Annotated in this window: 17 protein-coding genes; 6 read left to right on the top strand and 11 right to left on the bottom strand. The window is 32.3% G+C overall.

Translation table 11 applies throughout. The features are described 5' to 3' along the window. Positions 1 to 7: 7 nt before the first annotated feature. The 3 genes from BT156_RS09370 to BT156_RS09360 form a co-directional block, all read right to left on the bottom strand. On the bottom strand, positions 8 to 1,504 hold the full coding sequence (locus BT156_RS09370; RefSeq protein WP_072409473.1) for a hypothetical protein: 1,497 nt from the start codon (positions 1,502 to 1,504) through the stop codon (positions 8 to 10). A gap of 552 nt (positions 1,505 to 2,056) precedes the next feature. Further along, positions 2,057 to 2,314 (bottom strand): SemiSWEET transporter, encoded by a 258-nt coding sequence (locus BT156_RS09365; RefSeq protein ID WP_072409471.1) that lies wholly within the window; start codon positions 2,312 to 2,314, stop codon positions 2,057 to 2,059. A 135-nt stretch (positions 2,315 to 2,449) separates the two neighbouring features. Continuing rightward, a complete protein-coding gene (locus BT156_RS09360) occupies positions 2,450 to 3,910 on the bottom strand; it encodes a transcriptional regulator (protein ID WP_139255446.1) in 1,461 nt (486 codons plus the stop codon). A 734-nt stretch (positions 3,911 to 4,644) separates the two neighbouring features. On the opposite strand from BT156_RS09360, the gene BT156_RS09355 reads away from it, so the two are divergent. From BT156_RS09355 to BT156_RS09335, 5 genes are all read left to right on the top strand, one after another. Next, a complete protein-coding gene (locus BT156_RS09355) occupies positions 4,645 to 5,109 on the top strand; it encodes a transposase (protein WP_072409468.1) in 465 nt (154 codons plus the stop codon). An 11-nt stretch (positions 5,110 to 5,120) separates the two neighbouring features. After that, positions 5,121 to 5,471 carry a transposase gene (locus BT156_RS09350; RefSeq protein ID WP_072409466.1) on the top strand — a complete coding sequence of 117 codons (351 nt, stop codon included), beginning with the start codon at positions 5,121 to 5,123 and terminating at the stop codon, positions 5,469 to 5,471. A 667-nt stretch (positions 5,472 to 6,138) separates the two neighbouring features. Further along, on the top strand, positions 6,139 to 7,557 hold the full coding sequence (locus BT156_RS09345; protein ID WP_072409464.1) for a tetratricopeptide repeat protein: 1,419 nt from the start codon (positions 6,139 to 6,141) through the stop codon (positions 7,555 to 7,557). Between the two features lie 1,111 nt (positions 7,558 to 8,668). Then, the gene (locus tag BT156_RS09340; protein WP_072409462.1) at positions 8,669 to 9,115 is read left to right on the top strand and encodes a transposase; all 447 of its coding nucleotides are present in this window, start codon (positions 8,669 to 8,671) and stop codon (positions 9,113 to 9,115) included. Between the two features lie 7 nt (positions 9,116 to 9,122). Next, on the top strand, positions 9,123 to 9,458 hold the full coding sequence (locus BT156_RS09335) for a transposase (protein WP_072409754.1): 336 nt from the start codon (positions 9,123 to 9,125) through the stop codon (positions 9,456 to 9,458). A 90-nt stretch (positions 9,459 to 9,548) separates the two neighbouring features. On the opposite strand, the gene BT156_RS09330 is transcribed toward BT156_RS09335, so the two are convergent. The 8 genes from BT156_RS09330 to BT156_RS09295 form a co-directional block, all read right to left on the bottom strand. Beyond that, a complete protein-coding gene (locus BT156_RS09330) occupies positions 9,549 to 10,583 on the bottom strand; it encodes an NAD(P)/FAD-dependent oxidoreductase (protein WP_072409460.1) in 1,035 nt (344 codons plus the stop codon). A gap of 54 nt (positions 10,584 to 10,637) precedes the next feature. Further along, on the bottom strand, positions 10,638 to 11,576 hold the full coding sequence (gene porN / locus BT156_RS09325) for a type IX secretion system ring subunit PorN/GldN (protein ID WP_072409458.1): 939 nt from the start codon (positions 11,574 to 11,576) through the stop codon (positions 10,638 to 10,640). A 24-nt stretch (positions 11,577 to 11,600) separates the two neighbouring features. Then, the gene (gene porM, locus BT156_RS09320; RefSeq protein ID WP_072409456.1) at positions 11,601 to 13,190 is read right to left on the bottom strand and encodes a type IX secretion system motor protein PorM/GldM; all 1,590 of its coding nucleotides are present in this window, start codon (positions 13,188 to 13,190) and stop codon (positions 11,601 to 11,603) included. Between the two features lie 50 nt (positions 13,191 to 13,240). Next, a complete protein-coding gene (porL, locus tag BT156_RS09315; RefSeq protein WP_072409454.1) occupies positions 13,241 to 13,933 on the bottom strand; it encodes a type IX secretion system motor protein PorL/GldL in 693 nt (230 codons plus the stop codon). A gap of 63 nt (positions 13,934 to 13,996) precedes the next feature. After that, the gene (porK, locus tag BT156_RS09310) at positions 13,997 to 15,415 is read right to left on the bottom strand and encodes a T9SS ring complex lipoprotein PorK/GldK (protein ID WP_072409452.1); all 1,419 of its coding nucleotides are present in this window, start codon (positions 15,413 to 15,415) and stop codon (positions 13,997 to 13,999) included. Positions 15,416 to 15,523: 108 nt separating this feature from the next. Then, on the bottom strand, positions 15,524 to 17,377 hold the full coding sequence (glmS, locus tag BT156_RS09305; protein ID WP_072409450.1) for a glutamine--fructose-6-phosphate transaminase (isomerizing): 1,854 nt from the start codon (positions 17,375 to 17,377) through the stop codon (positions 15,524 to 15,526). A 24-nt stretch (positions 17,378 to 17,401) separates the two neighbouring features. Then, on the bottom strand, positions 17,402 to 18,955 hold the full coding sequence (locus BT156_RS09300; RefSeq protein WP_072409448.1) for a DUF4270 family protein: 1,554 nt from the start codon (positions 18,953 to 18,955) through the stop codon (positions 17,402 to 17,404). A 13-nt stretch (positions 18,956 to 18,968) separates the two neighbouring features. After that, entirely contained in the window at positions 18,969 to 19,739 is a 771-nt protein-coding gene (locus BT156_RS09295; protein WP_072409446.1) for a glycogen/starch synthase, read from the bottom strand. A gap of 170 nt (positions 19,740 to 19,909) precedes the next feature. Here BT156_RS09295 and panC point away from each other — a divergent pair, with 170 nt between their 5' ends. Beyond that, complete coding sequence (gene panC, locus BT156_RS09290; protein WP_072409444.1) at positions 19,910 to 20,758, top strand: pantoate--beta-alanine ligase; 849 nt, start codon at positions 19,910 to 19,912, stop codon at positions 20,756 to 20,758. Positions 20,759 to 20,922: the final 164 nt, after the last annotated feature.

Here is a 20,922-nt window from a genome sequence, read left to right as displayed (position 1 = left end):
GATATGTTTACTTAATTGCAGTAGCATAAATTGAAGTTTCTGACCAAGTACCTCCAAAGTTTTTGATAACTGTAGCTGAATTTGGACCTCCTCCTACAACTGTATTTCCTGCAATATATCTGTATGTTTTATTTCCACCAGAAGTATTATTAATAAAAATAGCACCCTGATAAACATCGAACTGCTGAAGAGCACCGCCCGATCCTGGTCCCTGAACCCTGAAACTCATTAAACTCGGACCTCCGTTAACATCTCCTGATCTTGTTGCAATCGCACCTACAGCCACATTCTGATCTGTAAAAGTACTTCTCACAAACATCCAATCATCTGTATCTAAAGCTCCTAATGTCTGAGCCAGTTGGGTAACTGTTACTGCCCATCTTCCAGGAGGTAACGTTATATATCTTCCCGTATATCTGTAATCACCACTAGCCGCAAAAGGAATATCTATTCCACCACCGGTTAATTCACCTACTACAGCTTCTGCAACCGGGGTTTTCCATTCTGCAGTACCGTTTGTATCGGTTGCAGTCAATACAGATCCTACCGCTACGGTTCCTGCTGTTGCATTTTCAAATCTTCTTGTTCCGATGGTGTGGAAATTAGCCTGAGGGTTTGTAGTTCCAATACCGACTCTTCCGTTTTTATTCAATGTCATTAACGGATCTCCAGCAGCAGCAGCTCCCGCAAATAACTGCAGTACGTTTGCACTATTACCTAATCCATAAAAATCATCTCCGGCTGCACTGTTCCAGATTGCTAGTTTTTTACCATTACCGCCACCAAGATCTAAAAGATTATTAGGTGTTTGTGTCCCAATACCTATTTTCCCGTCAGTTGCAATAGTCATACGGAGGGTATTACTCGTTAAAAAAGATAATCTATGAGCTGTAGACGTCCCAAAACTACCATAATCAGTACTAAGGAAAGATCTTAGCTTTACCGTCCCGTTAGAATGCTGTAATCCTGTTCCATTTCCAAATATGTCAAGTTTTGTTTCCGGAGTAGTGGTTCCAAAACCTACGGCATTTGTTACAGCATTTACAGAAAACGTAGATCCATCTACTGAGAAATGGTTTGTTCCTGTGGTTGCTGTTGAGTTAAAAGCTAAAGTATTAGCTCCTTGAGTAACAACACGATTTCCTGTAAGATTTCCATTTTGATTATAAATATTGGTATCCGCAGAAATTCCCGTGTTTATTTTAATCCATACAGTTCCGTCAAAATAGTAATACCCAACAGCATTGATATTTACTGCATTTCCTCCTGTACTTCCATTAGCAATACTATTCACATAAATCATTGTGGAAGTTGCTATACCCGTCATTGTTTGTGCTTTCAGCCTATCTACTCTTGGCACCAACAATCCTTCCGGCGCATTACCTGTAGTAGATTTGGCTACGATATCAAGGGTAGCTTTTGGGGCAGCTGTATTGAAACCAACCTGCGCCTGAGTAATACCTGCCATCATAAGGGCAAGAGTTAAAGTAATCTTGTTTTTCATTTGTCTTAGTGTTTAATAATTATCTCCTTAGACATTATTTTGCTTTCGGGAGATTGTTGAAGATATTTTCTGTTTAAACAGATCTTTACGTTATATATTAAATTTGTGTTTTTTACTGTATGATCTGAAAAAAAGTAATAAAAAATTTAGATCTAATTAAAAAGTTATTTTCGATTAAACTTCGTTGCAAATGTAGAACCAATTGTATGAAAAATGAATACTGCAATTTTACGTCACATTATTAAATAGCTAATTTACAGCAATTTAAAACAGACATGAAGTAAAATTGAAGTAAATCAAAATGATTAAAAACAAATACAAAATAGTGGAGTTATCTTTTATTCTGAATGAAAATATGAAAGTGTAATATCTCAACATCCAAAAATTACCAATCATGATGTAAAATTCTGCGCATATCTCAAACTTGATCTTTCAAGTAAAGAAATTGTCCGGCATGAGAATATCACCCTGTTTGTAGTAGAGAAAAAAGAATACGTACTTAAAAAAGAAATTGGAGCTTTCTGAGAGCACAGATACTTGATCTGTAAAATATTAAGATTTTCTATAAATAAAATAACAAATAAGAAGACTCAAATTAACAAGAACAGAAAAACCATTCGATAGAATGATGGGCAATTCGTCCTTCATAACTCCATACCAAACCCACAAAGAAACTCCTGTAATAAGAACCAGCAACATAACCAATGAAAGATCTTTCACATTTTTTTCTTTTAAAATTTTTATTAGCTGAGGAATCATGGAAGCAGAGGTAAGCACACCTGCAACAATACCTAAAACATTTTCGTTCATGGCTTTATTTCTTCCTTGAAGATAATGATTTTCATAATATTTATGAATGTTAAATAAATTATTTATGAATATTCACTTTTAATAATATTTTTCAAACGCAAAGAATACAAAGCTTTTTTTCAATTACAGTAGATTTTATTTAATTGAATTCAGGAAAAAATTTAAATCGGTTTCTTTATTTAACCCTATTTTATATTTTATCCTAGTTTTATACACCCTTACACTTCCCGGAGTAATATTTTCTAAGAGAGAAACTTCTTTGGATGATAAATTTAATCTGAAATAAACACAGAGCTTTAATTCGGGTTCTGTTAAAAAAGGAAATCTCTCGGAAATGTTTTGCATAAACTGTTTGGTCTCTTCAGAACTTTCGCCTACAAATTCATTATTTTTCTGATCAATCTGAAGAAGATTATTGATCTTGAAAAACAAATCCTTCACAGCTTCTTCCGCATTAATATTTTTAGATTTCTTCATTTTTTTCAGATTTTCTAAGAATGCTTTTTCAGTCTCTATTTTTAAATTGAGGTTGAGATGCAGATTTTTAATTTTTCCTTTCTGAAGCTCTATATCTTTTTCAAGGTCTTCTTTATTGTTTTCTAAAAGGGTATTCTGGCTTTCCAGAAGATACCTCTCTTCCTTATTTCTTTTTCTTATTCTAAAAATGGCTCTGATAAAAAATACAATTATAATACTTGACAAAACGATCATTAAAGCACTTTTTTTTCGTTGATCTGCAATTTTGTAATCATATTCCTGATTAATATTTTTAATAATATAACCATTCAGTATATCAGAAATATCATCTAAATCTTTAACAGTCTCAATCCTAAAACTTTTATTAAGATCTAATAGCTTAAAAGAATAAAATCTAACATTTTTTAAATCATCATTCCTATCATAATAGGCCTGTAAAAATTCACAAGCTTTAATTTTATAGTTTAGATCTTTCATTTTAGGAATAACTGTAATCAGAATATCTGCAAGTTGCTTTTCTTTATCTTTTTGAGACGTAATTTGATAAAGTGAAAATAATTCTCCGGCATTACGAACAATATTAACAACATATTTATCATTCTTTCTATAAAAATTAAGCTCCTCTGTTAAAAATTTTTCAGCATTTTTATAATCTTTTTTACGAAAATAGCAGGTTCCGATATTTCCTGTCAATACATATCTAAAAAAGACATTTTCATCGTTGGGATTTGCTTCACGATCTAAAATTTCAGCAGCATATTCAGACTGCTTAATACTTGAGTCTAATTTCCCCATATTCATATCACAAAGGGCAAAATTATTATACATAGAAGCAATATATAAAGTGTCTTTTTTACTAAAGCTTTTCAAAGCTTTTTCAAAATACAATTTGGCCAGGTAATAATTTTTATGATCAAAATACCACCTTCCCTTCATATGATACAAATGTGGTAAAAACGTCTTTTTTTTAGACTTTTCTTCAATCTTTATAGCAGCATCTAAAAATTGCAAGCATAATTTTGGAGATGCCTGCTCAAATTCAAGAGCCAGATTAAAGTTACAGGCCGTGGTTATATAATCGTATTCATCATTATTAATCCTTAATAATTCGTAGATCAAAGATATTTTTTTGGATCTGTTACCAGAGTAAAGAAACATTTCAATGTACTTGCTGCTGATGAGGTATTTTAGATCGAGTGTTTTTTTATATTTTTCGTTTTCTTTAATGTATAGACTATAAATTTTCTCGCGATCGTTGCGAGTTGCTGTAAATTTTTTATCAAGTTTACAGAAATACTCATTATCATTCTGAGAATGACATGAATACAGGAAAAAAAATAATATTAAAGAAAGTATTGCAGTTCTACACATACTCTAAAATAGAAAAAAATAGCAAGTAAAAATCACTTAATTCTTCTAATATCCCAAAATAAGAAAGTTAGTTTTAAAACACTAAAAACTGTATTATAAAATACAATCAAAGCAGTTCTACATAGTAAAAAAAACTATTTTTTATAATAATTCTTGCCATCGATTATTTAGATAAAATAACCATAATACTTCCCTAATTTATCCAAACTTCACCCCCAAGAACTAAAAAAAATAAACAATTTGTAATAATTCTGTATGACTTGAAAAATATTATTATTCAAAGAAAAATTAACACTTACCAACAACTAACTCACTATAAATAAAACATTTACAAAATTAAAATTAATACTTTACAGTAAATAAAAGGGCTCTTATTAACACCAATTAACACCTATTTTTTACCATTTTAAATCTTCACCCCATAGATTTGTTTAAAGTTTTACAGGAACAAAAACAGTTTTTTAACTCTAAATAATAATGTTATGAAGTCTTTTAAAAATATCGATGTAGGGAATCTAATTAGACAGAGAGTTACTGAATCCGAAATAGAAATTCCCAGAGTATGTAATTTTTTCAGCTGTACAGAAGAAGAAATTGAAGAAATGTATGAATCTGAAAGTCTAGAAGCAAATATTCTGCTGAAATGGAGCAAGTTATTAGAATATGATTTTTTCAGAATATACTCACAACACCTTATTCTTTTTTCGCCACCAAGTAATGCTTACAGTGCAGACAGAGAAAAAACCAGTGCGCTCCCGCAATTTAGAAAAAATATTTATACTAAAGAAGTTATAGATTTTATGGTAGAATTGATACAATCGGGAGAGAAAAATATGAGCGAAATAATAGATCAATATGGTATCCCGAAAACAACGCTTCACCGATGGATCGTAAAATACAGAAACCACGAATTGGAGAAAAAAATAAAAATACAGTCTAATTATTAAAACAATACAACATGAAAAGAGTAACCCCAAACTACAAAAGAATCTATACTGATATTATAGCAAGAGATCATCCTCACAAAGAAGATCAGTGCAATACTATCTTAAAAAAAGCAGATCTTTCTATGCTTGATGTAATTAAACTCAACAATATAATTTTCGGAATCAAGGATAAAGAAACCCTCGTTTTTAACCAGATGCACCGTTCTTACGACAAAAATACCATTCTGGAAATACTTGATTACCAAGATAAAAACAACTTAAACAACACCCAATTAGCCAACCATTTCAAACTCAGCCGAAATTCGGTTACCAAGTGGAAAAAACATTTTTCAAACAGGCATTTGCATTCTTTTAAGGCATAGCAATAATGAAAAACAATCTTTAAAAACACAATCTAATATATGTAAAGACAAAATATAGAATGTATTGATTTTTATTTGTGTTTTATTATTAGTGTTCCCCCAAATCGAAAGGTCTATAGAAAAATCAGCCATCTATTTTTGCCTTAATGATGCCTTACTGAATGTAAATGTCCTTTTTAAAATTTTTAACCCATCATCCAACATATAATTATTTAATGGAAATAGGAAGCACAGATAATTATCAATGAAGAAACTCATCTCTTTTTACATTGTTTATTTGCGTCCTATTTTAGAATTTGAAAAAAACATCTTCATAGTAATAGTAAAGTGGGAATAGAAATGCAGGAACCTGACTCATGATCCATAATCCGGTGTTAGCACCTGCATTCTATTTTTTTTTAAGATGAATGATCTTTATATGAAATGAAAAAAAAGACTTCATAAAGTCTTAAAAAATAAGTTTGAAAGAGAATGCGGACACTTAATTTTGATCTCCAATTTTAAGTGATCCTCCCTCTTTTTTTGTTTCAAATTAAAGAATGAATCTAAAAATCAGATAAAAACAATTCAATTTATATTAAGAACAAATAAATAATAATAAATTATATCTGTAAATCATACAATAATATACTATAAAAACTACTTTTGTATTGCAAAACCACAAGTCATGTTTTTAAAATCCCACGTTAAAAAAACATTATATGTTCTCGTCCTATTATTTATAGGCAACTATGATGCACAAGTATATTCTATAAAAGAGCTCGACAGCCTCTCTGAAAAATACAGAACAGAAGGTAACATTATGAAAAGCATAGAACTTAATAATAATGCAATAAAAAACTACGAAAAGAAAAATAATAAGAACGGTATAATAGCAGCTTATATTAATATCGGCGGCCTGTTCTGGAACCTTCACAGATATAAAGAAAGTCTGAAATATCTGGAAAATGCAGAAACAGAATTAAGAAAAATAAAAAATCCTACTCTGTGCGCAAGAATGTATGGAGAATATGCAAGAAATTATGCTTCTCTTGGGCTTTTGGATCAGTCTAACGCCAGCCTTGATACTTCTATTTACTTTGCAAAAAAAATCTCTGACAGAAAGGAAAGAGAAAAACTTTTATACTTTTATTACACCTGGAAAATAGCTAATTTTGAAGAACTTCGTGATACAGATTCTATCAATTCTACATTGAAAAAACGTCTAAAAATGGCGGTTCAGCCACTTACTTATATTTATATGGCTGAAAATTTTATTAAAAATAAAAAAACAGATTCCGCCGAATATTACCTAAATAAAGCAAGCCAAATGAGTGGTGATTTTAGTCATTATCAAAAATCTATGACCCTCCTTACTTTTGGCAAACTGCATACTGCAAAAAAAGATTATCAGAAAGCTTTGGATTATTATCTTAGATCTCTGGCCATTTCTAAACAGATTTCGAGAAAAAGTGATATTAAAAATGTCTATAAACTGATTTCCATTACCTATGATTCTCTTGATGATATCGAGAAAAAGAATGAATATCTTCAAAAATATTCCAACATTAACGACAGCATCGCTAGATCTGAAAGAGAAGCTTTGAAAATACCGGTCGATAAGATCATCCACACGGAAAACGAGAAAGAAAAAAGTGAAAGATTAAAATATTTTATCTTAATATCCGGAGTTGTAGCAGCAGCAATTGTTGTCGTTATCATCCTCACAAGAAGATACATCAAAAAGCAGAAACATGCTGAAGAAATAATTATCGAAACCATGAACGAAACGGATGAGCTAAAAAGCAAACTCAACGAAGCTTTTGAAGATTTATCTAAACTTGCCATGACCAATGATCCCTTTTTCCTGACGCGTTTCAAGGAAGTATATCCCGAGTTTTATGAAACTTTGACGACAAAATATCCTAACCTTTCGGCAAATGATATAAGATTTTCCGCTTTTTTGAGGCTTAATCTTTCCACTAAAACAATTGCGCAATACAAAAACATTTCAATCCGTACCATTGAATCAAGAAAATACCGATTGAGAAAAAAACTAGACCTTCCGTCTGATGTTGATCTTAATAAATGGATGATGGAGCTATAGTTTCTTTGCTAAAAAAGAATTTTTAAACCTTTGAATGAAATATTTCGAAGGTTTTTTTGTGACTTTCCAGATAATAACTCCTCAAAACTATTATTTTGCCTTACGTCAAAACTACTACTCAACAAAACATAAACGTCTAAAAATCAAATAAGTAAATACAGTAAGTAAATTTGCAGTACCATATTATTCAAAAATTGACTATACATTTGTACCACATTCAAGTTAGTATTTCAAAACACAAATTTTGTTTCCTTAGCTTAATAAGGAATTAAATAGTGAGTGTAACCCAAATAAAACACTCACTATTTTATAAAATTAAAAAATTAATAGAAAGACATAATAAGGTTATTTTAAATTTTACTTTATTAATAATTTACAACTTAATTAGAGTGAAGTGGAAGTAGGAATGCAAATATTTAATATAAAGACTCATCCCAATTTATATGAGTGTTTGCTTCCTCTTTTTTAAAAGAAAAACTACAAGTTTATTTATAATAAGGGTTGGTAGTAAGTGAACTACAAGTAAGCTTACTACCTTTTTTTAAATATTATTAATTTTCAAGAAAAACACTCTTATTTTTTTAAGATATTATATAATCCGATTTATTAAAATTTGCTTACAAGTTTAGTCTTTGTGAAATTTTTTTTCGAAGTAAGCAAATTAGAAAGGCTTGCAGATATATTGATATTAAAAAGTCATCCCGATTTGAAATTGACGTATCTGCATCCTTTTATTTTAAAAGAGATTTAAACACATTCATATTAATGAGGTCACACTAATTCTAAAAGAGTTTGGTTAAATGAAATTACAGTAATTCCTAATGAATAAATACTCAGCTTACATTATTTATTCACTCTGATATTTTCAGGGCGAATAACAAAAATAGAGCGAAATTATATCATTAATTGGCAAAAAAATACTCATTCATTAAATCTAATAAATACATAAAAACCTGCAAATTAATCTATTACAAAATTCAAGTATAATTGTAGTAATAGATTTACCATTAATCTATTATAAATTTGCTAGAGCTTTTAGCTATCAACCCATTAAATTATTTTGAGAATATTATTCTATAATTTTCAAAACACTTTTACTAACATTTGCATTATGCATAATTTAAAAAACATACATATAGGATCATTAATAAAGAAAAGAGTTACAGAATGCAATATTAATATTTCCAGAATTTGTAATTTCTTCAACTGTGATGAGCTACTGATTAATAGAATGTACAGGAGTGATTCTTTAGATTCTGATCACTTATTAAAATGGAGTAAGTTGCTTGAGTATGATTTTTTCAGAATATATTCTCAGCATTTAATTCTCTATTCACCACAGTCATCATCAAAATCTAATCATTCAAAATTAGAAAAAACAAGTCTACCTCAGTTTAGAAAAAATATTTACACCAAAGAAATAATTGATTTTATAATAGAGCTTATTGAAACTAAAAAGAAAACAAAAACGCAGGTTATAAAAGAATATAAAATACCAAAAACCACTTTATATAAGTGGATCGCCAAGTATAAAATAAATAGTAATGACGGAAAATAGTAACCTTATGGACAAGAACATTTCAAACGTGCCGGACTATAAAAGGATCTTCAATGATATGATACAGATGAAATATCCTGAAAAAGAAAAAGAGTGCCAAAACATATTGAATAAAAAAGAATTATCCAGTTTGGATATTCTTAATCTTAATGAAAAAATATTCGGGACCGAGGATAAAGAAACTCAAATATTCAATCAATCTCATAGATCTTACGACAAAGAAACTGTGATTGAAATATTGGAAATTCAGAAGAAAAACAATCTGAATAATTCAGAGTTGGCAAGAGACCTGAGAATGAGCCGGAATACAATCACCAAATGGAAGAAAATATTTGCGGCTTAATATTACTAAGAAGCAATTTTAATTAATATTTTAAGATTGGGCGAAGATTTATTTCAATTCTTCGCCCATTTTATATTTAAGCTATCAGCTTTATTGAAATCGATCCAAAGATACCTCCTCATCCAAAGGAATACTATTTTCAATAAAATTATATAAACTTTTTGAAAAGTAACAGCCGTTCAGAATTCCGCGCGCTCCAAGGCCGTTAAAAACGTATAAGTTTTTATTTTGATGGTGTCGCCCGATAATCGGTCTCCGATCCTTCACAGTAGGCCTAAAACCGAAATTTACTTCCTCAACTGCAAAATCGTAGGGATAAAATTCCGATAATCCTTTGACCAATTGCTCAACTGCAGAATCGTCTATGTGATGATGCAACTGTTCTCTGTCGTAAGTACCGCCATAAAAATATAAACCGTTATAAGTTGGAAACAGAAAATGTTTCTTTTTGATCGTAATATTTTCAGAAATCGGAGTAGAAAGTTTTACTTTAATATGATGCCCTTTATTCGGAATTACAGCAATGTCAAAAAAATAGGGATTATCTTTCACACCCATTCCTTCGCAGAAAAGGATGTTCTTAAAACTGACATTCTTATAGGTATTTTCGGATGTATTCAATTTAGTATAATCAAATTTCTCTTTTATTAAGTGAGAATTTTGTTCAAAATAACTAAAGAAATCGGTGAAAAAACTATTTACATCAAGCCTTGCAGATTGATTAACCATTCCTGTACTGAAAGAATTTTTTACTACATCTAAATGTTTAAAATCCTTATCTAAAAAATTAATTAAATCTTCATTTCCCGATTTTTTAAGCCAAAGATTCTGTTCATTTTCGTCGTGGAAAATCCTGTGGATAGGAGCTTCAATTAAATAATTTCTGCCAGTATAGGTTTCAATTTCTTTAAGAGAATTTTTAAGAAAATCTATCTGTTCCTGAGCTTTCCAAAAGGTTGTGAATTTCTTAAGTACTACGGGATTAATAATCCCCGCAGAAATCTGGGAAGCACTCTTTTTCCCATCCGAATACAGTACAAACGACTTATTATTCTTTATTAATTGATGAGCAAAAAAGAGCCCCGCATATCCATCTCCTACAATTATATAATCTACCTTTTTCATAATAAAAAAACCTGAGTAAAAGTACTCAGGTTTTCTATAAATATCAAGTGAAATTTAGTAATTCCACATATCATTTTCCATTTGAAGAATTTGCTCCTTAATTCTGTCGCTTTCTTCAATCTGCTCATCAGCATTTCTAGGAATATAGTCTTTGATAACTCCATCTCCTAAACCGCTTGAAGATTTGTAGATTACAGAAGAAAACCTTCTTGCATTCAATAAATCATCAAATGATAGGTCAGCAGATGAGTTCTTTCTGTTATAAACAAAGTTATTTGCTAAAACATCTCTTGCACTAGGATAATAAACCCAGAACAAATCGATCAATTCATCAGCTCCAACCAACGGCTGTCCGTCTGGTCCTGTTCTGCCTTGAACAGCCGGATCTGGACCCATTGCTGCGATACCAAGAGGTCTGTATTTCATTTGTCCATCTCTTTTATCGATAAACCACATACCCATAATTTTAAGAACCTTAACCTTATCTGTAGTTGTTTTAAAGATATCTGTATATTCTTTCTTCTCTTGCTCAGTCAGTTGTCTTCCCGAGTTAAGAATATCAATAGCTGCATCAGAGACTCTTACACTTTCTAATCTCTTCTGAATTCCTTCAGGAGAAAGTTTAGTTACAAAGTTCTCGTCGTCATATACCTCCTGAATCTTTCCAGTAATAGCTGCATCAAGTAACAATTGATATAAAGATCTTGTTTGAGTAGCCAATAATCCATCCGGATTATCATAATAGTATGGCTGATTGATCTTATCATTCATATCAATAATCTCCCAAACAAACATACTTTTTAAGATATCTTTATCATCTACAAAACCATATTCCAAAGGCTTCACTGTTTTGTCAACGATAGTATCTCCAACTTTTTGTTTATTCTCAGCTCTCATCTGTCTAAACTCCTCAGGAGAAGAAGCGTTTAGAATAGTTTGGGAAAATGCAAACCCCGAAACTAAAACTAAAAGACTGCTTATATATTTTTTCATAATACTATTTTAAACTTATTAAAATTAATTAATATTGATAACGATAGGAGATATATTCTTAATCTGCTGATTACCTAGACCTGTAGCCGTTGCTTTAATATCAAATATATAAACTACGTCTCCTGATCTTAAGTTTTTCACTAATCCAGCTGCGTCATCTAAGCTGCTACCTTTAATCAATAATGCTGCTCTACCAGGTATTTTTACCATAAACTGATTAACAGTGAATGAAACTGGGAAGTCGAAATCCGGTATTGCTGCTTGTACAGACTGGTTAGGTACTGAAGTTGCAGGCATAGATAATACGTTCTGACCTCTCATTTGTCCTTGTGGTGGCGGTACATTTTTAATTCTGTATTCAAACACCTGAGAAACACTTTGTCCACTAGGATTTTTACCTGATAATGTTAATTTAACAGTATTTCCTGAGCTTGGACTAACAATCCATTTTCCTGGACCAGTACTTCTTACTGTAGCACCCGGAGCAGATAATGAAAGTTTAGAATTATCAGCACCTAAGATTGATCCTGAAACAGGGTTCTCAAGTCCTCTATACATTACGTTCATCTTATCAGCAGAAAGTAATAATCCTTTTTCAAGTTTTACTTCTTGTGGACCAGCAATTACATTATAAGTATGCGTGAACGGGAAGTTCTGAGCTTTTCCTGTCGCATCCGTTAAAGTAATAGATCCATTAAGTTTGTGTTCTCCAAGTCCTCCAGTATTTAAAGGAATGTATCCTTTACCGTTTTCTTGTCTGCTTACGCCGTTAATTTTAATTTTATTACTGTTTGAATAACTTCCAAGCATAATAACTGCTTCACCTTTTTTACCGGACTGAATATCTGTAGGTGCAGAAACAATAGCTTCATAATTATTAAACTTGATGCTCGCATCTACTTTTTCCTGAAGCAATAATGCTAATGCATCAGATTGTACGTTTCTTGCATCATTCTGAATAATTCCAAGATTTGATATTGCTGCGATAAGTGACTGGTGATAGAATTTATTCTGAAACCAAGTTTTACCATTTGGAGATTTTCCCTGAGGATAATCAGCAACGATAGATGCGTTCGCTCTATCAACCAAATCCTTTAATTGAGGATTTTTCCCAAAAGTTGCAGAAATATAATTTCTTACATCATCCATTTTAGCTTTCAAATCCATTGCTCCTTTTGTCGGAGAGTTTTCGTCTCCATCTTTAAAGAAGTAAATCATTGTAGCTTCATTATTATTAAGTGCTGCGAAATTCTCGCTTACATCAATATCTTTTCCAGTTTTATCTTTTTCGTGAAATTCAGATTGTTTTTTAAGATTATTTTTAATCTCTTCTGCTGAATTCACTAAGACATCTACTTTAGATTTCAAGACTTTGTACTGCTCCCAAGGCGTAGCGTAAGTATCTGGTACTTGCTGAGCTTTTGCCTCTAAGGTTCTTTCGAAAATTTTCTCGTTTTTCTTTTCAGTTAAAAATCGAGTCTCGTTAAGTGCTTTAGTAGAATCATAAAATGATCTGATGATTTCTGCATCAATATTTAGGGCCATCATAGCGATGAACACCAAATACATAAGGTTGATCATCTTCTGACGAGGCGTCTGTTTTCCTGCTGCCATTCTCTGTTGTTTTTGATTAAGTAGTTAAAATTTAGAAATGGTTTAGGAAATTATGACTTCATAGCAGTTAACATACCACCATAAACTCTGTTTAAGTTATTTAAGTTAGATGTTAAACCTTGTAATTCCTGATTAAATTTCTCTGACTGCTCAGCAGATTTTTGCATATCTGCAACATATTTATTAGCAAATTCTGATTGTCTTTTACCGTTTTCCAACTGCATTACATATAGAGCATTCATGCTCTCCATGTGTGTAGCCGCTTTATTTAACTGGTCATTATACTTATGAGTAGAAGCAGAAACGTCAACAGTTTGATTGATCTGGTCTACAGAGTTTGAAAATTTATCAATACCTGTTCTTAGTCTATCAAATAACTGAACATCTAATTTTGCATCGGCAAGCATCTTGTCCAATTTTGTAGAAAGAGAATTTTCTAATTCCGCAAATTGAGCAGCTCCATTTTTAGAAGATATATTTGAATGGATTGGGTTTGGATTTGCATGCTTATCTAATAATTCTGGGTAAACATTTTCCCAAGCATAAGACTCTTCAGATTTTGGAGGGTCAAAAGCGAAAATAATAAAGATAATTGCCTCAGTAATAAGCCCCACGGTAAGAGCTATGTTACCATTGATTGGTCCTAATGTAATGTGAGTAATTTTAAGCCAAGCTCCAAGAATTACAATTGCAGCACCGAACGAATAAAAGAAATTCATCCAAGCATCTTTAGTCTTAAACATATAAGTTAGTTTTTTTTAATGTTAAATAAAATTGTTATTGAAAAAATAAATATCCGATAATTATTATCTGTTAACTTTTCTTGGCTTAACAGCTGCTTCAGGAATATCCTGTACAGTTCTGAATCCGATATAACTTCTTGCAGAATCTTTTCTTTCCCAATCTCTTGCACCAGTCATAAGCATATAACCTACGTCTTTCCAAGAACCACCTCTTACAGATTTCTTAGTATCAGTTTTACCTTTAGTTGAAGGATTTAAAGTAGAAGAGAAGCCGTATGAAGAATTATTATATCCAGACTCTGTCCATTCAGAAACGTTTCCGGCCATATCAAATAACCCAAATCCATTTTTCTTAAATTTCTTTACTGGAGCGGCATATGTATAAGTACCTTTTTTATCGTCTTCCATATAGTTACCTCTTTTTGGCTTGAAGTTTGCTAAGTAACAACCTCTGTCATCCATTAAATAAGGTCCTCCCCAAGGATAAGTAGCATTTTGCATACCGCCTCTTGCAGCATATTCCCATTCGATCTCTGTTGGAAGACGGAACTTCAATGGTCTTTGTTTTCTTCTTTTTAAGCTTTCATTGTAATCAGTTTTCAATTTAGATCTGAAGTTACAGTATGCTCTGGCTTGGTCCCAAGTTACCCCGACAACAGGATAATCTTTGTAAGCTTTGTGCCAAAAATATTGTTCGAACAATGGCTCATTATAAGCAAAGTGGAAATCTTTTACCCAAACTGTAGTGTCCGGATACACTGCAATACTCTCGCTTTTAAGGAAGTTTACACCTCTCTCGTTGTCAGCAAGTGCAGCATCCATATCTCCCCACTGATAATTATATTTTAATTTACTAACATCTAAGATTCTTTCGTTACCCATTCTTGAAGAAGCAGGTAAATATAAAGATTCTAATACTTCTGCATATTCTACATCAGGATATTTTGTAGTATTCCAATGTAAAGGAATTTTCCAGTCTAATCTCTTGCTTGCATCAAAACCTCCGTCATCTCTACCTCCTTGTCCCTCTAAATACTCTTGATATGGTGTTAAATTCTCTTCTTTTTTAGCAAGGTATGCATAATCTCCTATGCTTGCTCCTTTACCACCACCTTCACCACCTTCTCCGGCAGCTTCAGCAAGTAGAGTTCTAGCAATTGAATCTCTTACATAGTTGATAAACACCCTGTACTCTGCATTAGTTGTTTCAGCTTCATCCATGAAGAAAGAAGAGACAGTCACAGTTTTCAATGCTGCTTTTTCAGGAGTATTTGTTGGATCCTGGTCTGCTAAACCAGCAACAAACGATCCTGCAGGAATTGCCACCATTCCGAATGGTCTTTCCGCAACAAATGATTTTGTTTTTTCTCTTGGTATCAATTCTCCTTTTGTTCCTGGCTTCCCTACAGAAGAGCTTCCACCACCTGAACAAGATACCGACGCTACTGACGCAGACAATAATAAAAGAAATATCCTTTTCATGTTAATTTTTATAATTAAGCCGTAAATATATAATTTTTTTAAGAAACTTTTAAGATTTTTTTTGAAATAACGAAAGAAATCTAAATTTATTTTATTTACAAGTATTTTTTATTCCACAGTTACAGATTTCGCAAGGTTTCTCGGCTGGTCTACATTGGCACCTCTATATACAGCAATATAATATGCTAAAAGCTGTAATGGTACTGATGCAACAATTGGAGAGAAACATTCCGAAGTCTCAGGGATCTCAATAACATAGTCTGCCATTTCGCTTACCTGCGTGTCTCCTCTATTTACTACAGCAATGATTTTTCCTTTTCTGGCCTTAATTTCCTGAACATTACTTACAATCTTATCATAGTGTCCTTTTTTAGGAGCAATGATAACAATTGGCATATTTTCGTCAATTAATGCAATTGGTCCGTGCTTCATTTCTGCAGCAGGATATCCTTCGGCATGAATATAAGAGATTTCTTTTAGTTTTAGGGCACCTTCAAGAGCTGCAGGATAATTGTATCCCCTTCCTAAATAAAGGAAATTTGTAGCTCCGACGAAGTCTTTTGCGATATTCTGAGTTAATTCATGGGTTGCATTAAGAACATCTTCTATTTTCTTAGGCATAGCATCCAATTCAGCAATTAAGCTCATAAATTCAGCGTTTCCTAGGTTACCGTTGTGTTTACCTAATTTAAGCGCAATTAAACTAAGAATGGTAAGTTGAGCTGTAAATGCTTTTGTAGAAGCCACACCAATTTCCGGTCCTGCATGAGTATATGAACCTGCATCTGTAATTCTGGCAATAGATGAATCTACAACATTACATATACCATATATAAATGCACCTCTTTCTTTAGCAAGTTTTAAGGCAGCCATAGTATCAGCTGTTTCTCCAGATTGAGAAATCGCAATTACCACATCTTTATCCGTAATAATCGGGTTTCTGTATCTGAATTCTGATGCATACTCCACTTCTACAGGGATTCTTGCATACTCTTCGATAAGATATTCACCGATAAGACCTGCATGCCAAGAAGTTCCACAAGCAATGATGATGATTCTGTTTGCATTTTTGAATTTTTCAACATGATCCCAGATTCCGGCCATTTTAATTACGCCTTCCTCTACGATTAATCGACCTCTCATTGTATCCTGCACAGATTTTGGCTGCTCAAAAATCTCTTTAAGCATAAAGTGCTCGTAACCACCTTTCTCAATCTGCTCCAAACTCATTTTAAGTTTCTGAATTTCAGGCTCAATTTTAGAATTATCGTTAATTGTTCTGATGTCTACTCCATTTTCCAATGAAATAGTTGCCATATGACCTTCTTCTAAGTAGATAGCCTCTTTTGTAAATTCTACGAAAGGAGAAGCATCTGAAGCAATAAAATATTCTTTATCACCGATACCGATAGCTAATGGAGAACCCAATCTTCCAACAACCAATACTCCAGGATAGTCTTCATGCATTACTGTAATTGCATATGCACCATATACTTCGTTAAGCGCATATCTTACAGCTGTTGGAAAATCCATTTCTACATTAAGATCCATAAAATATTGGATAAGATTTACCAATACTTCAGTATCTGTTTCAGATTTAAATGTAAATCCTTTTTCAGAAAGCATTTTTTTAATTGTATCATAATTTTCAATGATACCATTATGAATGATTGCTATCTTATTGTTATTAGACAAATGAGGGTGAGAGTTTCTATCGCTTGGAACACCGTGAGTTGCCCAACGTGTATGCCCCATTCCTATTGTCGCCGTTCCTTTTAAATGGCTGGCAATATTAACAAGATCTTCTACCTTACCTTTTGTCTTTTCAACCTCAAGCTTGTTATTTTTATCTTCCAGAACGATCCCTGCACTATCGTATCCTCTATATTCTAATCTTCTAAGACCATTGATTACTATATCGTAAGCGTCCTGAAAACCTGTATATCCTACTATTCCGCACATAATTTTATCAAGTGTTTTTAAGTTTTATTTTGTCCCGTAAATGATTATTAACTGAGCGTATTTAGGATTTAAAGAATCAGATCCTATAAATACTGCTCTATCAACAGCATATGGTGTTGATGTATATTGGTATCCTGCCAAACTACCTGCTGATGTAGTTAAGAAACTACCTAAATCGATTTTAAAATATTTATTTGCAATAGCATCATCACTAAGAGTTCCCTCAATAATATCTTTCACAGATTTTGTAACTGTAAAGTCATAGTATGTTGGATTTTTGTCTAAATCGTAAGCTCTGTAAATTGCAAAATTATTAGCTCCTGTCAAATTAAGTAAGTCTGCAGTAAATGCTGTAGTCGGCTTACCATCAGTACCTTTATCTCTTTGAACAATTGTAAAGTTTTTAGGTTTTGCATATTGATTTGTCCAATTAGTACCATCTGTATATAGTCTTATCTTAGCACTGATAATCGCCGCTTTATCATTTTGATACAATTTTTTAAGCTTTACAATTGCATCATTAGAAAGCTTAGCTCCTATTGAAGCTCCTCCCATACCCTGAGCATATAATCTTGCATCTCCATTTATTGGATCAGTTCCTGAAGCTACAGTTCCAGAAGGCGTGTTAGTTCTGTCATAAACATAATTTCCTATATGAGCATTAGCAGAACCTAAAGCAAATGTATAAGTTGATTGAGGTCTTGTTGTAGTACCGTTTTCAGTCTTATCATTTTTATAATACATCACTAACTCCATATCATTAGGAGCAAATTGTATCAAATAAGCATCATCTTCATCAACAGAAAGCTTTATTCCTTTAAAATGTCTGATAAAGTTTGACACATCACTAAGTTCAGGCTGCCCTTTTTTATCAATAATTTTAGTTTTAAAGAAACTTGGAGATAAAGGAATTCTAAAACCTGTAGTTGATGTAAATAAAGAAGAAGCATCAGAATCTTTAGTAATAGTTACAGAATTAACCGTTCCTGTAAAATCTTTAGTTCCAATTTCCTGTCCAATAGTATAAGCTTTGTTTGAATAAGCTATATCCGCAGGACCATTTAAGAATTCAGTAACCTCATTTACTCTAATCGTAAGTTTTGGAGATTTTGTTCTTCCGTATTTAGTTGCGGGATACGTATTTACAACTTTTTTAGCAGCTACACTTCCATCCGGATATATGTAATCTTCATTCGTAGTCGTTGTAATAGAATCCGAAGCATACGTTGGCTTAATTACTAAAACAACAGAATCCACTGCTGCGTTAGTTCCAAAATCAGGACTATATGCCGGAAGTCTCAACTGTGTATAATAAGAAGCTTTTTGCTTACCAAACTGAGCATCTTTTACAGCACCCAAAGTTGCATACCCTAATTTAGAAGCATCACTTCTGATACTGTCATTATTATTAATATTATAGGCAATAACAGGATAAGAAACCTCCTTGCCTTGTGCAGCTCCGTCTAAGAATAATTGTTCTCCTAAAGAATCCGGATCGGGTTCGCAATTATAAAGCAATACACTTCCAAAAATCGCCAAAGAAAGAATGGCGAAAGCTTTTTTAATATTATAAGTCATTAAAATGTGTTTTTTAATAAAGTTGGTTTATAGAATCCACATCGAGATATTCCGATTTTGGAGTTGATGTTTCGTTGAAGGCTTTGTCTAGGTCTCCATCCAAAAATTCGTCTCCTTTTACTACAGCGTCTACATAGTTCATACTTTCAATTACAAAACTTTGAACACTTGGGTTATCTAACGCTTTTAATCCAGAAATATTATCAAATTTCAGTTTATCAGCTATATTTTTATCAAAAGGTGCATCTTTCTCATTGTATAATGAAAGAACGATTTTTGCATCTTTGAAATAAGTATCAGATTCGTAGTACGTTTTAAGGTAAATTGGAACGAAAGAAGCCATCCAGCCGTTAAGGTGAATTACATCAGGAACCCAGTTTAGTTTCTTGATAGTCTCAATTACTCCTCTTGCAAAGAAAATTGCTCTCTCGTCGTTATCATCGAAAGGAGTACCTTCATCATCAAAATAATATTGTTTTCTTTTGAAGTATTCTTCGTTGTCTATAAAGTAAACCTGCAGTCTTTCCCCCGGAAGAGACGCTACTTTAATAATTAAAGGTTGATCTAGATCGTTAATAATAATATTCATTCCAGAAAGGCGTATGACCTCGTGTAACTGGAACTTTCTCTCACTTATTTGTCCAAATCTTGGCATAAAAACTCTTACATCATTGCCTTCTTGGTGCATCTTAAGTGCCATTTTGTTTACCACTGCAGCCATATTCGTGTCTTCTTGATATGGATACATCTCTGTAGTAATGTACAGTATTTTTTGATTCGGCATAAACTTCTATCTAATTTTTGTAAAAATGCTTTAATGTGCAAAATTACAAAAAAACATCCAACATTATTTTAATTAACATTATTTTACGATAATTCCCTTTTCCAAATTGTTAAAAATGCATTTTATTATATGATATTTTTAGTATTTTTGAATTGCTATTAAAATAAACTATGGAAGTTCTAAAAAACAAAAAAACACTTCAGGATTTCATTGAAAGACAGAAAGAAATGGGTAAAAGGATAGGTTTTGCACCTACGATGGGGGCTTTGCATAATGGCCATTTATCCCTATATGAAGCAGCTAGAAAAGAAAACGACCTTGTCATTTCTTCAATTTTTGTAAACCCTACTCAGTTTAATAATCCAGAAGATCTGGAAAAATATCCTCGAGACATTAATAGAGATGTATTAATTTTAAAAAATTCAGGGCTTGTGGATGCGGTTTACATTCCAAATGTAGAAGATATTTACCCTGATAAAGCAGTAAGCCAACATTATGACTATGATGGATTAGAGAATGAAATGGAAGGAAAATCCAGACCCGGGCATTTTGACGGTGTAGGAACTGTTGTAGAAGAGCTTTTCAATCAGGTGAAACCAGATAACGCTTATTTTGGCGAAAAAGATTTCCAGCAATTGGCTATTATCAAAAAAATGGTCGAAAAGAAACAACTTCCCGTAAAAATAAAAGGTGTTCCTATTTATAGAGCAGAAAATGGTTTAGCATTAAGCTCGAGAAACCAGAGACTTCATGAAGACAGAAGAGAGGCTTCAAAGGTTATTTTTGAGACCTTAAATAAGGTTAATGATTGGTTCAGAGTTGTAACGATTCCGGAGATCAAAGCAAGAGTTCAGGATATTATGGATCACCAGCAAGGCATGCAGCTGGAGTATTTCCTTATTGCAGACGAAGAAACTCTAAAGGAAACAGATTTCTTTTATAAAGACAGAAATTTCAGAGCGTTTATCGTTGTGATGGTAGATGGTGTAAGATTGATCGACAATATGCATTTGGATTAAAAAAAATTCATATAAAATATAAATATGCGTTATCTTTTTTAAGTGACGCTTTTTTTATGCAAAGTTTATTAGGATCAATCTCAAAACTTGGGGACTAGGCAAAAAGTTTAGACAACCTGAAGAGGAAAAATGCTTTATCCCGCACGCCTCTTAATTGTACTCTG

Source organism: Chryseobacterium limigenitum, assembly GCF_900114875.1.
In the GTDB taxonomy this organism is placed as follows: Bacteria; Bacteroidota; Bacteroidia; order Flavobacteriales; family Weeksellaceae; genus Chryseobacterium; species Chryseobacterium limigenitum.
This window is presented reverse-complemented; position numbering and strand designations above follow the sequence as displayed.

Bases quoted from the DNA above. Each gene is read 5' to 3' on its own strand.
- BT156_RS09370 (WP_072409473.1), bottom strand. From the start codon at position 1,504: ATGAAAAACAAGATTACTTTAACTCTTGCCCTTATGATGGCAGGTATT.
- BT156_RS09365 (WP_072409471.1), bottom strand. From the start codon at position 2,314: ATGAACGAAAATGTTTTAGGTATTGTTGCAGGTGTGCTTACCTCTGCT.
- BT156_RS09355 (WP_072409468.1), top strand. From the start codon at position 4,645: ATGAAGTCTTTTAAAAATATCGATGTAGGGAATCTAATTAGACAGAGA.
- BT156_RS09350 (WP_072409466.1), top strand. From the start codon at position 5,121: ATGAAAAGAGTAACCCCAAACTACAAAAGAATCTATACTGATATTATA.
- BT156_RS09345 (WP_072409464.1), top strand. From the start codon at position 6,139: ATGTTTTTAAAATCCCACGTTAAAAAAACATTATATGTTCTCGTCCTA.
- BT156_RS09340 (WP_072409462.1), top strand. From the start codon at position 8,669: ATGCATAATTTAAAAAACATACATATAGGATCATTAATAAAGAAAAGA.
- BT156_RS09335 (WP_072409754.1), top strand. From the start codon at position 9,123: ATGGACAAGAACATTTCAAACGTGCCGGACTATAAAAGGATCTTCAAT.
- BT156_RS09330 (WP_072409460.1), bottom strand. From the start codon at position 10,583: ATGAAAAAGGTAGATTATATAATTGTAGGAGATGGATATGCGGGGCTC.
- porN (WP_072409458.1), bottom strand. From the start codon at position 11,576: ATGAAAAAATATATAAGCAGTCTTTTAGTTTTAGTTTCGGGGTTTGCA.
- porM (WP_072409456.1), bottom strand. From the start codon at position 13,190: ATGGCAGCAGGAAAACAGACGCCTCGTCAGAAGATGATCAACCTTATG.
- porL (WP_072409454.1), bottom strand. From the start codon at position 13,933: ATGTTTAAGACTAAAGATGCTTGGATGAATTTCTTTTATTCGTTCGGT.
- porK (WP_072409452.1), bottom strand. From the start codon at position 15,415: ATGAAAAGGATATTTCTTTTATTATTGTCTGCGTCAGTAGCGTCGGTA.
- glmS (WP_072409450.1), bottom strand. From the start codon at position 17,377: ATGTGCGGAATAGTAGGATATACAGGTTTTCAGGACGCTTACGATATA.
- BT156_RS09300 (WP_072409448.1), bottom strand. From the start codon at position 18,955: ATGACTTATAATATTAAAAAAGCTTTCGCCATTCTTTCTTTGGCGATT.
- BT156_RS09295 (WP_072409446.1), bottom strand. From the start codon at position 19,739: ATGCCGAATCAAAAAATACTGTACATTACTACAGAGATGTATCCATAT.
- panC (WP_072409444.1), top strand. From the start codon at position 19,910: ATGGAAGTTCTAAAAAACAAAAAAACACTTCAGGATTTCATTGAAAGA.